Below are 12,770 nucleotides of genomic sequence, written 5' to 3' on the forward strand. Positions count from 1 at the left end.
ACTTGGGACTGGCTGTGAATTTCCTCGTAGCGCTTCAATGTGGTGAAATTTAGCTCTTAAGAAACAACGACTTGCGAAATATCGCGTCCGCGCCTCGCTGTGGCACGGCTCTCGCATTCCTTTTGGCCAAGTTGCAACCGACTTCGGACCAGCACCATGACCTTCGCGCCCCGCCTCCTGACCACCTTGCTGCGCCCCGCCATCGTGGCCGCGGCGACGGCATGTGCGGTGGCAGGCCTCCTAGCCGGCAGCACGATGATGCCGGGCGGAAGTGCCGAGGCGGCCTCGCGCATCAAGGACATCGCCGATTTCGAGGGCATCCGTGAAAACCAGCTGATCGGTTACGGCCTCGTTGTCGGCCTGGAAGGTACGGGCGACAGCCTCAACAACGCGCCTTTCACGCGCCAGAGCCTGCAGGCCATGCTGGAGCGGCTGGGCGTCAACACCCGCGGCGTCAATATCAACACCAAGAATGTCGCCGCCGTCATGGTGACGGCGAACCTGCCGGCGTTTTCCACGCAAGGCACCCGCGTCGACGTCTCCGTCAGCGCGCTGGGCGACTCCAAGAGTCTGCAGGGCGGCACCTTGCTCGTGACACCGCTGCTTGGCGCGGATGGTGAGGTTTACGCCATCGCCCAGGGCCCGCTGGCGATCGGCGGCTTTTCGGCCGGCGGCGACGCGGCGACCATCACCCGCGGGGTCCCGACCTCGGGCCGCATCTCCAACGGTGGCCTGGTTGAGCGCGAGGTGGAATTCCAGCTCGCATCGATGACCTCCCTGCGGGTCGCCTTGCGCAATCCCGATCTGACCACGGCCCGCCGCATTGCGCTGGCGATCAACGAACTGATCGGCCTGCCGACGGCGGAGCCCGCCGACCCCAGCACCGTGCGCCTGACCCTGCCGCGCGATTATGACGGCAACATTGTCGACCTGCTCACCGATATCGAGCAGTTACTCATCGAGCCCGACCTGCCCGCCAAGATCGTCATCGACGAGAAGTCCGGGATCATCGTCATCGGCCAGAACGTGCGGGTGTCCACCGTGGCCGTGGCGCAGGGCAACCTGACCGTGACGATTTCCGAGAGCCCCGAGGTCAGTCAGCCGGGACCGTTCTCAAACGGCCAGACGGTTGTCGTGCCACGCTCCGACCTCACCGTGACGGACGGCGGCGACCGGCAGCTGGCTCTGGTGCGCGAAAGCGTGACGCTGCAGCAATTGGTCGACGGGCTCAACGCCCTGGGCATCGGTCCGCGCGATCTCATCTCGATCCTTCAGGCGATCAAGGCGTCCGGCGCGCTGCAAGCGGAAATCGAGGTGATGTAATGGCCACCGATCCGCTTTTCACCAGCCAGACCCAATCGCAGGCTCAGCTCCAGACACAATTGCTGGCCCGGATGAAGGGGCAGCAACAGACGAACGGCCCGGCCGCGCGCGACGCGGCGGCGAAACTCAACGACCCCACCCGCGCCGTGGCCGAGGATTTCGAAGCGGTTTTTCTGCAGAACATGTTCAACGCGATGTTCGAAACCGTCGAGGGCGGCGGCACGTTCGGCGATTCAAACGCCTCGGAAACCTGGCGCGGCATGCTCGCCGAAGAATACGCCAAGACGGTCGTCAAGGCTGGCGGCATCGGCATCGCCGAGTCGGTGCAAAGCGAACTCATCGCATTACAGGAAGGCCATTTCTAATGAGCACGATGACCAGCCAGGAGAGCGCTCCGCGCCGGGCGATCACCACCCGGGCCGAAGCGGAAGCCGAATGCGCCACTCTGGAGCGGACGATGAATTCGCTGCTGATGGCGATCGAGGAGGAAACCGCCCTGGTGCGCGCCGGCAAGCTCAGCGAGGCGGGCGACCTGCAGCCGCGCAAGGCCGACCTGATGCAGACCTACATCGCGATGATGAACCGCACCCGCAGCAACTCCGTCGCGCTCGGCAACCTCGCGCCGGACGCGGTGACGGCGCTGCGAAGCCGGCACTCGGAATTCCAGGCGGTGCTGAAGATCAATCTCGCGGTGCTGTCCACCGCGCGTGAAGTGGCCGAAGGTCTTGTGCGGACCGTGGCCAAATGCGTCGGCACCATCCAGCCGCCCAAGACCTATGGCCGCGCGGGCTCGCCGCCCGCGGGACCGGTCTCCGCCCACGGCATCTCCGTGAACCGCAGCCTCTAGGTCACATACTCATAAACGGGATTCCCTTGGCGCGAGGGTTCTGATTCACTGACCACCATCAATGGAGGTCAGGATGGCTCGCTTCGATCTGACGGATTTCGAGTGGTCTGTGATACAGCCGCTTCTGCCGACAAAGGTGCGTGGGGTCCCGCGCGCCGATGACCGCAAGGTGCTGAACGGCATCTTCTGGCGGCTGCGCACGGGAGCGCCTTGGGCCGACATTCCGGCGCGCTATGGCCCGTACACGACCTGCGTCAACCGCTTCAACCGCTGGCGCAAGGCCGGTCATTGGGCACGCATTCTTGAAGCGGTATCAGATGCTTACGACGGTGACGTGCAGATGATCGACTCGTCATCGATCCGCGTTCACCAGCATGCCGCCAACGGCCAAAAAAAGAGGAGCGATCCCGTTGCATGGGTCGCTCGCGCGGCGGCCTGACCACCAAGATCCATGCGCTCGTCGACGCCGAGGGCCGGCCGATCCGCCTCAAGCTGACCGAAGGCCAGGCCCACGACGGACGCTCGGCCACCGACATGTTCGAAACGCTCAAGGCCGGTCACATCCTGCTCGCCGACCGCGCCTATGACAGCGATGCCTTGCGCGCCGAAATGGCCGCGCGGGGCGCATGGGCCAACATCCGCGCCATGCCGAACCGCGTCAAAACCTTCCCCTTCAGCGCCTGGGTTTATCGACAACGCAACGCCGTCGAGCGTTTCTTTAGCAAACTCAAACACTTCAGGGCCATTGCCACACGATACGACAAGCGCGACGACAATTTTCTCGCGTCAGTCCAACTCGCTTCAATCCGCATATGGTTGCGAACTTATGAGTCGGTCACCTAGAGCGTTTCCTTGTCAAATGGGATCAATTCTGTTGGTCCAAACCGGTTCGATCCGCGAGGAAACGGGCGAACGGCGTAGCCCATGCTACGGCGGAGGCCGTTGACGCGGCGGGCGGCCGGTTTCGACCAACCCTTTGGGCGGGATGAATTTTCCCGATTATCGGCGAGGCCCGTCTCGGCCATATCCGCGATATGCCCTTCGCCAATCCTCTTGATCCTCGACAAAATTCATCGCCGCAGAATGGTTCCATTTAACAAGGAACCGCTCTAGGCAGCCGTAGCCTCCCGGGCGCCGGCGGCTCGCTCACGCGCGGCTGCCGGGACGCCCTCCGCGACACGGCGAATCGGCGCCCGTGCTGCCCTCCGCGAAATCCGTTAAATTTTAGTAAAATTATCAGGCCTCCATTAGAAGAACCTTAGAGTCCTAAGCTTATTTTGTTCCATGATTTGAGCGGCGCGAAAGGTCACGCCGAAGGAGACGATCATGGATACAGGAGCAGTCAGACCACTGCCGATCCAGGTTATATCGCCCAGCCCCCGGGCTCCTGAAGCAACCACACCTGTGGCGAAGACAGATATTCCGGAGGCTCAGGCCGTTTCGCCAGCGCGCGAGACCCTGGCTCGGCTTGCCACCTTCCCCGAGGCTCGAGACGAAAGCCGCGACAAGGCACAAGGCGTGGCCGTCGAACGCCGGCTGAAGCGCGAGAATATTCGAGACAGCGTGACCGACACGCTGGTGTTCCGCGAAGTGGACGAGACATCGGGCGAGGTCATTCGACAAATCCCGAGGAGTCCATCCTGCGGTTGCGCCGCGCGCTTGCAGACACAGAGCAGTCCTCGGCCTACGCCGCAACGACTGCCAGCGTGAACCGCACCTACTGATCCCCTGCCCCATCGCGACACTGCCCGCCGCAGGCGCACCCAACCGGTGCCGCCTGCGGTTTGCGTTCGGCCGTCCGCGCGCGGCTCCGCAGCCCTGCGCGTCAAAACGGGGCAACGGCCGGCTGCGCGGAGTGCAAATGGGCGCGGCGCACCGCTTAACCTTCCAGAAACCAAAAATGCAGGTCGAAAACGAGCCGATTCCTTGCGCAGAAATGGCGGATTTTGGCCATTCAAGACCCTGAATCAGGGCACGCCTACGCAGATATATCGGGGCCAATTTTTTCATGGTGATTGTTATGCACCTGCAAATAGTAAACTCGCATTATTGGCAATTCTTACTAGCGATAAATAAGTAATTTGCGCAGAGTTGCATACGTTGATTAAACAAAATACGTGATATTTATATCAATTAATATAGCTATTACATACATTGTACTTCAGCGTTCATATCCGCTTAAGGGGGGAGACCTAGGTTCCTATGGCGCATCCAGAAGGATGTGTTGTTTGAGTTCCACGAAGGAATCCCAGTTATGAGTGACATCACCCTATCCGCCGGCGTCCGCCAAAACCTTCTCTCGCTGCAGAACACAGCGGACCTGATGGCAACGACGCAGAACCGTCTCGCCACCGGCAAGAAGGTCAACTCGGCCCTCGACAATCCGACCAACTTCTTCACGGCGTCTTCCTTGCAGTCGCGTTCCAACGACCTGTCGCAGCTGATGGACGGCATGTCCAACGGCATCAAGACGCTGGAAGCGGCTGACAACGGCCTGACCTCGATCACCAAGACGCTGGAGTCGATGAAGTCGACCCTCAGCCAGGCCCGCCAGGACAAGTCCTTCGAGACCTCGTCCTTCACGATCGATTCCGCGACGATCGGCACGGCGACCGCTGAAACCCTGTCGATCTCCGGTGGCGCCGTCGGCACCACGCCGGTCGATGTGGCTCTGAACACGGCCGATGTCGCGGCCACGGCGGCCACGCTCACCGGTGCCGGTGGCACGGATCTGTCGGTTGCAGATCCTGATCTGAGCGCCCTCGCTGGCGAAACCCTGACCCTGTCTGACGGGACCAACACCGTCGCCTACACCTTCACCGGCTCGGCTACGGGTCAGAAGGCCGCTCTGGAAAGTGCTCTCAGCGCCAGTGGCTTCACCACCGCCGGCACCGCGGGTGGTCTTGATGTCAGCCGTGCGGACGGCGCCAATGTGACCGTCACGACAACCAACGCCTCGGTCGATGCCGTGATTGGCCTTGCCAACAACGACGTCAGTGTTGACGGTGTGGCGGGGACAACCGGTACGGTGAAGACGGTGGACGAACTCGTCACCGCGATCAACGCCGACTCCAGCCTCGCGGGCGCTGTGCGAGCGTCGAACGACAACGGCAAGCTGCGCATCGAGAACCAGTCGACGCAGGATCTCACGCTCACGGGTACTGGTACCGGTGGTATTGACGGCAGCGCCGGCACCAGCACCATCGACGGAAACTCCGTGCGTGCCGATCTGTCGACGCAGTTCAACGAGCTGCGCGATCAGCTCGACAAGCTGTCGGATGATGCCTCCTTCAACGGTATCAACCTGCTGCGCGGCGACAACCTGAAGCTGACGTTCAACGAAACCAGCACGTCGACCATCGACATTCAGACGAAGAATGGCGAGACGGTCAACTCGGCGACGCTGGGCATCAACGACATCGACGCTGTCGATCTCGACAGCGACGCCAACATCGACAGCCTGGTCTCGGGCGTGAAGGAAGCGCTCAACTCGGTCCGGTCGCAGTCGTCCGCGTTCGGTTCGAACCTGTCGATCGTGGAGAACCGTCAGGACTTCACGAAGATGATGATGAACACGCTGCAGACCGGCGCCGACAATCTGGTGCTGGCCGATGGCAACGAGGAAGCAGCCAACATGCTGGCCCTGCAGACCCGTCAGCAGCTGTCCTCGACGGCCCTGTCGCTCGCTTCGCAGGCCGATCAGGCTCCGCTGCGTCTCTTCTAATCGTCGCAGCATCTCAAGAAAATCGAACGGCGGGGCCACTGGCTCCGCCGTTTTTTTGATGACAAAGCCCCCGACCTCTCCTTCGTCATGCTCGCCCGAGCATCCATAAGCGCTTGAAAAGAATGGATCCTCGGCACAAGGCCGAGGATGACGAAGAGGCACAAGGCCGAGGATGACGACGATCGCGGAGGTGGCTTGTCAGCAGTCTGGCGGCGGGGCCCATTGGCTCCGCCGTTTCTCTTTTACAATGAACGCGGCGCCCGCCGCGCCGCTTTTCACAACATCAATTCCATCCCTGGCCGCTTCGCAGAGCGCTCCGCCCGTGCTGTCGGCACCCGCGGCGCCATATTTGCCCGAACGCCCCCATCCGGCACCCCCTCCCGACAAATACGGCGCGCCTCCAAAAAATTAACCATATCACGGCGATTTCTGCCAGCGTCAACACTGCCTATAGGTAGTAAAACTGGCGGAATTTCGCCGAAAATGGACCAAAATTAGCGTCTCGTTAAGCATACGAAATTAGTTAATGACGGGCTCCCAGAAGGGAGTGGTTTTTCGTTCCAAGAAAGGGAACCTACATGTCTGACATCACGCTCTCCGCCGGTGTCCGCCAGAACCTGCTGTCGCTGCAGAACACAGCCGACCTGATGGCGTTGACCCAGAACCGTCTCGCCACCGGCAAGAAGGTCAACTCGGCCCTCGACAACCCGACCAGCTTTTTCACCGCCTCCTCGCTGCAGGCCCGCTCGAACGACCTGTCGGCGCTGTTGGACGGCATGTCGAACGGCATCAAGACGCTGGAAGCGGCCGACAACGGCCTGACCTCGATCACCAAGACTCTGGAATCGATGAAGTCGACATTGAGCCAGGCGCGCCAGGACAAGTCGTTCGAGACGAGTTCCTACATCATCGACGACGCCACCATCGGAACGGCGATTGCCAAAACGCTGTCGATCTCCGGCGGTGCTGTCGGCGTCACCCCAATCCCGTGGACCTGAACACGGCCGATGTCGCGGCCACACCGGCCACGCTCACCGGTGCCGGCGGTACCGATCTGTCGGTCGCCGATCCGGATCTGAGCGCCCTCACCGGCGAAACCCTGACCCTGTCGGACGGCACCAACACCGTCAGCTACACCTTCACCGGTTCGGCAACGGGCCAGAAGGCCGCTCTTGAATCGGCCCTCAGCGCCAGTGGCTTCACCACCGCCGGCACCGCGGGTGGTCTTGACGTCAGCCGTGCGGACGGCGCCAATGTGACCGTCACGACAACCAACGCCTCGGTCGATGCCGTGATTGGCCTTGCCAACAACGACGTCAGTGTTGACGGTGTGGCGGGGACAACCGGTGCGGTGAAGACCGTCGATGAACTGGTCACCGCGATCAACGCCGACTCCAGCCTCGCGGGCGCCGTGCGCGCGTCGAACGACAATGGCAAGCTGCGCATCGAGAACCAGTCAACCCAGGATCTCACGGTCACGGGCACCGGCACCGGCGGCATTGACGGCAGCGCGGGCACCAGCACCATCGGTGGCAACTCGGTGCGGGCCGATCTGGCCACGCAGTTCAACGAGTTGCGCGATCAGCTCGACAAGATTTCCGATGATGCGTCGTTCAACGGCACCAACCTGCTGCGCGGCGACAATCTCAAGCTGACCTTCAACGAGACCTCGACGTCGACCATCGACATTCAGACGAAGAATGGCGAGACGGTCAACTCGGCGACGCTGGGCATCAGCGACATCACCGCCGTCGATCTCGACAGCGACGTCAACATCGACGTCCTGGTTGCCCAGGTGAAGGAAGCCCTCAACGATGTGCGATCGCAATCGTCGGCGTTTGGTTCCAACCTGTCGATCGTCGAGAACCGCCAGGAGTTCACCAAGAAGATGATGAACACCCTGCAAACCGGCGCTGACAATCTGGTGCTGGCCGACGGCAACGAGGAAGCAGCCAACATGCTGGCCCTGCAGACCCGCCAGCAGTTGTCATCGACCGCCCTGTCGCTGGCCTCGCAGGCCGACCAGGCGCCGCTGCAGCTGTTCTAGCTTCAGACGCCGATTCCAAAACGACCGGCGGCGGGGCGAAAGTCCCGCCGTTTTTTGTTGTCCATGCGAAAGTCCCGCCCCTCGGCTTTCATCGCCCTTGGGCACAGGAGTCGCCGCTCGCAAGCGCGCGACTTTACAAAAAACCAAGCAAATACAAGCCGAAACGGCACGAGGTCGCCTCTCGCGCCACAGAAGGGCCGGCGCCTACGCGTCTACGCACGGTTCCTCACGTCAACAACTGCGACGAGAATATTCGCATGCCATTTTTGCCTCCCGGATTTTTCATCCGGTCGGAAAAAACCCCAGCAAAACCGCGCGGTCCGTAGGCATTTACATCTCGTTAATTCCTCTCATGCAGTTATTGGCGATCCTCCCAGAAGGGAGTTGTCGTTAATTCCAAGAAGGAATTCAGTTATGTCAGATATCACCCTCTCGGCTGGCGTACGCCAGAATCTGCTCTCGCTGCAGAACACCGCCGATTTGATGGGCACCACCCAGAACCGTCTCGCCACCGGCAAGAAGGTCAACTCGGCCCTCGACAACCCGACCAACTTCTTCACGGCGTCTTCCTTGCAGTCGCGTTCCAACGACCTGTCGCAGCTGATGGACGGCATGTCCAACGGCATCAAGACGCTGGAAGCGGCTGACAACGGCCTGACCTCGATCACCAAGACGCTGGAGTCGATGAAGTCGACCCTCAGCCAGGCCCGCCAGGACAAGTCCTTCGAGACCTCGTCCTTCACGATCGATTCCGCGACGATCGGCACGGCGACCGCTGAAACCCTGTCGATCTCCGGTGGCGCCGTCGGCACCACGCCGGTCGATGTGGCTCTGAACACGGCCGATGTCGCGGCCACGGCGGCCACGCTCACCGGCGCCGGCGGCACGGATCTGTCGGTTGCAGATCCTGATCTGAGCGCCCTCGCTGGCGAAACCCTGACCCTGTCTGACGGGACCAACACCGTCGCCTACACCTTCACCGGCTCGGCTACGGGTCAGAAGGCCGCTCTGGAAAGTGCTCTCAGCGCCAGTGGCTTCACCACCGCCGGCACCGCGGGTGGTCTTGACGTCAGCCGTGCGGACGGCGCCAATGTGACCGTCACGACAACCAACGCCTCGGTCGATGCCGTGATCGGCCTTGCCAACAACGACGTCAGCACCGACGGTGTGGTCGCGACGACCGGTACGGTGAAGACGGTGGACGAACTCGTCACCGCGATCAACGCCAACACCAGCCTCTCGGGCGCTGTGCGAGCGTCGAACGACAACGGCAAGCTGCGCATCGAGAACCAGTCGACGCAGGATCTCACGCTCACGGGTACTGGTACCGGTGGTATTGACGGCAGCGCCGGCACCAGCACCATCGACGGAAACTCCGTGCGTGCCGATCTGTCGACGCAGTTCAACGAGCTGCGCGATCAGCTCGACAAGCTGTCGGATGATGCCTCCTTCAACGGTATCAACCTGCTGCGCGGCGACAACCTGAAGCTGACCTTCAACGAAACCAGCACGTCGACCATCGACATTCAGACGAAGAATGGCGAGACGGTCAACTCGGCGACGCTGGGCATCAGCGACATCGAAGCTGTCGATCTGGACAGCGACGCCAACATCGACAGTCTGGTCTCGGGCGTGAAGGAAGCGCTTAACTCGGTCCGGTCGCAGTCGTCCGCGTTCGGTTCGAACCTGTCGATCGTGGAGAACCGTCAGGACTTCACGAAGATGATGATGAACACGCTGCAGACCGGCGCCGACAATCTGGTGCTGGCCGACGGCAACGAGGAAGCAGCCAACATGCTGGCTCTGCAGACCCGTCAGCAGCTGTCCTCGACGGCCCTGTCGCTCGCTTCGCAGGCCGATCAGGCTCCGCTGCGTCTCTTCTAATCGTCGCAGCATCTCAAGAAAATCGAACGGCGGGGCCACTGGCTCCGCCGTTTTTTTGTGCCCGATTTCCCCACCTACAACACTTATTTTCCCGGGCGTAGTCCCGATCCCCGCATCAAATCTGTCTTGCGCCCTGTCCAACGCCCGTTGCGCAAATGCTTGCGCGCGAGCGGCACGCAAACCTGCTCAGCGCAAAGGTCCTCCATCAGAACGACAAGCATCCGAGGCGGCTTTTACGGCCAATACTGCCAAGTGTAATTCCGTCAAGACGCGGTTTCACTTGGTATTAATAAACTGCTAACGTTCCTGATCACACGAATCGCCAGCTCTGCAAAAGGAGCCCGATTCATCCCCAGACCGGGAACGCAACATGTCTGATATCACCCTCTCCGCCGGCGTCCGCCAAAACCTTCTTTCGCTGCAAAAGACAGCGGATCTGATGGCCACGACCCAGAATCGCCTGGCCACCGGCAAGAAGGTGAACACGGCGCTCGACAACGCGACGAATTTTTTCACGGCCTCTTCACTGCAAGCGCGTTCGAACGAGCTGTCCGCGCTGATGGACGGCATGTCCAACGGCGTCAAGACGCTGGAGGCGGCCGACAACGGCCTGACCTCGATCACCAAGACGCTGGAATCCATGCAGTCGACCCTGCGCCAGGCGCGTCAGGACAAGACGTTCCAGACATCCACCTACACTCTCGGCCTCGGCGCCACACCGGCCGGCACGGAAATGCTGTCGTTCTCGGGTGGCTCGGTTGGCACGACGGCTGTCGACGTCGACCTGACGACGAACACCGCCGCGGCCGCCACCACGGCCTCGACCGCGACCGGGCTGACCGGAGGCACGACGCTGGCCGCCGCGGGCTTCGCCAACGGCGAAACCCTGATCATCGGCGATGGCACGGACACGGTGACCTACACCGTGGGCACCGCCGCGACGGAGGATCTGGACGACCTGATCAGCGCGATCAACCTTGATGCCAATGTCGACGTCACAGCCTCGATCGATCCGACGACGGGCGCCTTCACCCTGACCGCCGACGACAACACCCAGGCGATCACCGTCGGTGGCACCGGCGCGATCGCCGGCCTGGCGGCGCAGGGCGTGCCGGCGGCCGTCAACGAGGCGTTGACCGTCGACCAGATCGTCGCGTCGATCAACAGCGACGTGGACCTCAAGGGCAAGGTCCGCGCGACCAACGACAGCGGCAGCCTGCGCATCGAGAACCAGTCGACTCAGGAACTGACCGTCACCGGCGTCACAACCACCGGCACGATTGATGGTGACACCGGCACATCGGCGATCGGCGGCAACACCATTCGCGCCGAATTGGCCACACAGTTCAATGAGTTGCGAGATCAGCTCGACAAGCTGTCGGATGACGCGTCCTACAATGGCGTCAACCTGCTGCGTGGCGACCTGCTGCGCCTGACGTTCAACGAGACCGACACCTCGACCATCGACATTCAGACCAAGAACGCCGAAGCGCTGAACTCCGCCTATCTGAACCTCGGCGACATCGTCGCCCAGGATCTCGACAGCGACAACGATATCGATGCGCTCATCTCCACGGTCAAAGCGGGGCTGAACACGGTTCGGTCGCAGTCCTCCGCCTTCGGTTCGAACCTGTCGATCGTCGAGAACCGGCGCGATTTCACCAAGGCGATGATGAACACGCTGCAAACCGGCGCCGACAACCTGGTGCTGGCCGACGGCAACGAGGAGGCGGCCAACATGCTGGCACTTCAGACCCGTCAGCAACTGTCCTCGACCGCCCTGTCACTGGCCTCGCAGGCCGATCAGGCTCCGCTGCAGCTGTTCTAGCTCCCTTTCCGGCCGGGTACGCGAATATCCGGCCGGAAACGCTACGGGCGCGACGACTTGCCTGATGGCGCCGGTTACATATTCTCCCGACCGTTTCACGGCGACTGTCTGGCGGCGCATCCGGTGTGCCGTTCACCGCGCCTCATTTCCTCAGTTTTCCCGCGCATCAAATCAACAACACATTGAATTCGGCGCGCTTATCGCAACGAAACGACACCAGCATGCCGGTTTCGCACTGGTAGTTCTACGTCAACCTGATAAGCTTGCCACCGATGGTGCCAGCGCGCTGTATTGTTCCGGCACGGATCGTCAACACAGCTTCAATCAATAACCGCGATACCGGTCACCATGGCTCTGAAAATCGAATTAAAACCCGGCGAACGCTTTATACTGGGATCCAGCGTTATTACGAATGGAGATCACAGGACGCGCCTGTTTATATCAGGCGACGCACCGATCCTGCGTGAGAAGGACATCCTGACCAAGGAGACGGCCGATACGCCGGCCAAACGCATATACCTTGTCGTCCAGCTCATATACCTGGATCAGGATTCACGTCCACATCAGGATCTCTATTTCGATCTTGTCGATGACTTTCTCAAGGCGGCGCCGAGCTCTTTCCCGCTTATCGACACCATCAATAACAAGATCTTAACGGGTTCGCTCTATCATGCTCTTAAAGATGCGAAGATGCTGATAGACTATGAGCAGGAGTTGATCGGGCATGCACAATCAGGCGGCAACGGCTTACCAAAGAATGAGCCAGGTCGCAGTCAGTCCCCGGGACCTGGAGGCAACCCTGCTGATGAAAGCGGCGGCTCAGCTCCAGACACTAAAGGATGACTGGGACAACGCTTCGTCGGAGCTGATCCATGAGCGTCTGACCTATAATCGCCGTCTGTGGGTTTTCTTTCTTGCCGCCATCAAGGAAGAGGGCAACCCGCTCCCTGAGGCGATCAAGAACAACATTCTCAGCCTTGGCGTGTTCATCCTCAACCACACGATCGACACGGAATTGAAGCCGACTCCAGAACGGCTGACCGTGCTTATCACCATCAACCGCAATATCGCGGAAGGCCTGCGCAACCAGGGATAGCAGCGCGGCCGCCCGCGGCCA

11 protein-coding genes and 1 pseudogene are annotated in these 12,770 nt (G+C 61.2%); all 12 read left to right on the forward strand.

Annotated elements, in window-relative coordinates; all coding sequences use genetic code 11:
* Positions 1 to 156 precede the first annotated feature (156 nt).
* The 12 genes and pseudogenes from D1F64_RS15770 (at position 157) to flaF (ending at position 12,749) form a co-directional block, all read left to right on the forward strand.
* The gene (locus D1F64_RS15770) at positions 157 to 1,323 is read left to right on the forward strand and encodes a flagellar basal body P-ring protein FlgI (protein ID WP_117413203.1); all 1,167 of its coding nucleotides are present in this window, start codon (positions 157 to 159) and stop codon (positions 1,321 to 1,323) included.
* The gene (locus tag D1F64_RS15775) at positions 1,323 to 1,688 is read left to right on the forward strand and encodes a rod-binding protein (protein ID WP_205470496.1); all 366 of its coding nucleotides are present in this window, start codon (positions 1,323 to 1,325) and stop codon (positions 1,686 to 1,688) included. The genes D1F64_RS15770 and D1F64_RS15775 overlap by 1 nt, the downstream gene beginning before the upstream one ends.
* The gene (locus tag D1F64_RS15780; RefSeq protein WP_205470497.1) at positions 1,688 to 2,170 is read left to right on the forward strand and encodes a hypothetical protein; all 483 of its coding nucleotides are present in this window, start codon (positions 1,688 to 1,690) and stop codon (positions 2,168 to 2,170) included. Before D1F64_RS15775 ends, D1F64_RS15780 begins: the two co-directional genes overlap by 1 nt.
* Before the next feature lie 73 nt (positions 2,171 to 2,243).
* Positions 2,244 to 3,013: pseudogene (locus tag D1F64_RS15785) on the forward strand (IS5 family transposase).
* Between the two features lie 483 nt (positions 3,014 to 3,496).
* On the forward strand, positions 3,497 to 3,880 hold the full coding sequence (locus tag D1F64_RS23495) for a hypothetical protein (RefSeq protein ID WP_162901602.1): 384 nt from the start codon (positions 3,497 to 3,499) through the stop codon (positions 3,878 to 3,880).
* Between the two features lie 544 nt (positions 3,881 to 4,424).
* Positions 4,425 to 5,894 (forward strand): flagellin, encoded by a 1,470-nt coding sequence (locus D1F64_RS15790; protein ID WP_117413204.1) that lies wholly within the window; start codon positions 4,425 to 4,427, stop codon positions 5,892 to 5,894.
* Positions 5,895 to 6,472: 578 nt separating this feature from the next.
* Positions 6,473 to 6,892 (forward strand): hypothetical protein, encoded by a 420-nt coding sequence (locus D1F64_RS15795; protein ID WP_117413205.1) that lies wholly within the window; start codon positions 6,473 to 6,475, stop codon positions 6,890 to 6,892.
* Positions 6,883 to 7,941, forward strand: a complete 1,059-nt coding sequence (locus D1F64_RS15800) for a flagellin (RefSeq protein ID WP_117413206.1) — start codon at positions 6,883 to 6,885, stop codon at positions 7,939 to 7,941. The genes D1F64_RS15795 and D1F64_RS15800 overlap by 10 nt, the downstream gene beginning before the upstream one ends.
* A gap of 414 nt (positions 7,942 to 8,355) precedes the next feature.
* The gene (locus tag D1F64_RS23500; protein WP_162901603.1) at positions 8,356 to 9,825 is read left to right on the forward strand and encodes a flagellin; all 1,470 of its coding nucleotides are present in this window, start codon (positions 8,356 to 8,358) and stop codon (positions 9,823 to 9,825) included.
* A 370-nt stretch (positions 9,826 to 10,195) separates the two neighbouring features.
* Positions 10,196 to 11,653, forward strand: coding sequence for a flagellin (locus D1F64_RS15810; protein ID WP_117413207.1), 1,458 nt, complete (start codon positions 10,196 to 10,198; stop codon positions 11,651 to 11,653).
* A gap of 348 nt (positions 11,654 to 12,001) precedes the next feature.
* On the forward strand, positions 12,002 to 12,496 hold the full coding sequence (flbT, locus tag D1F64_RS15815) for a flagellar biosynthesis repressor FlbT (RefSeq protein ID WP_117413208.1): 495 nt from the start codon (positions 12,002 to 12,004) through the stop codon (positions 12,494 to 12,496).
* Positions 12,411 to 12,749 carry a flagellar biosynthesis regulator FlaF gene (flaF, locus tag D1F64_RS15820; RefSeq protein WP_205470498.1) on the forward strand — a complete coding sequence of 113 codons (339 nt, stop codon included), beginning with the start codon at positions 12,411 to 12,413 and terminating at the stop codon, positions 12,747 to 12,749. The genes flbT and flaF overlap by 86 nt, the downstream gene beginning before the upstream one ends.
* The last annotated feature ends 21 nt before the right edge of the window (positions 12,750 to 12,770 follow it).

Source organism: Breoghania sp. L-A4 (assembly GCF_003432385.1).
GTDB lineage: Bacteria > Pseudomonadota > Alphaproteobacteria > Rhizobiales > Stappiaceae > Breoghania.

What these genes read in the sequence shown, in the direction of transcription:
- D1F64_RS23500 (WP_162901603.1), top strand. Translation starts at nt 8,356, where the DNA reads ATGTCAGATATCACCCTCTCGGCTGGCGTACGCCAGAATCTGCTCTCG.
- D1F64_RS15780 (WP_205470497.1), top strand. Translation starts at nt 1,688, where the DNA reads ATGAGCACGATGACCAGCCAGGAGAGCGCTCCGCGCCGGGCGATCACC.
- flaF (WP_205470498.1), top strand. Translation starts at nt 12,411, where the DNA reads ATGAGCCAGGTCGCAGTCAGTCCCCGGGACCTGGAGGCAACCCTGCTG.
- D1F64_RS15810 (WP_117413207.1), top strand. Translation starts at nt 10,196, where the DNA reads ATGTCTGATATCACCCTCTCCGCCGGCGTCCGCCAAAACCTTCTTTCG.
- D1F64_RS15775 (WP_205470496.1), top strand. Translation starts at nt 1,323, where the DNA reads ATGGCCACCGATCCGCTTTTCACCAGCCAGACCCAATCGCAGGCTCAG.
- D1F64_RS15770 (WP_117413203.1), top strand. Translation starts at nt 157, where the DNA reads ATGACCTTCGCGCCCCGCCTCCTGACCACCTTGCTGCGCCCCGCCATC.
- D1F64_RS15790 (WP_117413204.1), top strand. Translation starts at nt 4,425, where the DNA reads ATGAGTGACATCACCCTATCCGCCGGCGTCCGCCAAAACCTTCTCTCG.
- D1F64_RS23495 (WP_162901602.1), top strand. Translation starts at nt 3,497, where the DNA reads ATGGATACAGGAGCAGTCAGACCACTGCCGATCCAGGTTATATCGCCC.
- flbT (WP_117413208.1), top strand. Translation starts at nt 12,002, where the DNA reads ATGGCTCTGAAAATCGAATTAAAACCCGGCGAACGCTTTATACTGGGA.
- D1F64_RS15795 (WP_117413205.1), top strand. Translation starts at nt 6,473, where the DNA reads ATGTCTGACATCACGCTCTCCGCCGGTGTCCGCCAGAACCTGCTGTCG.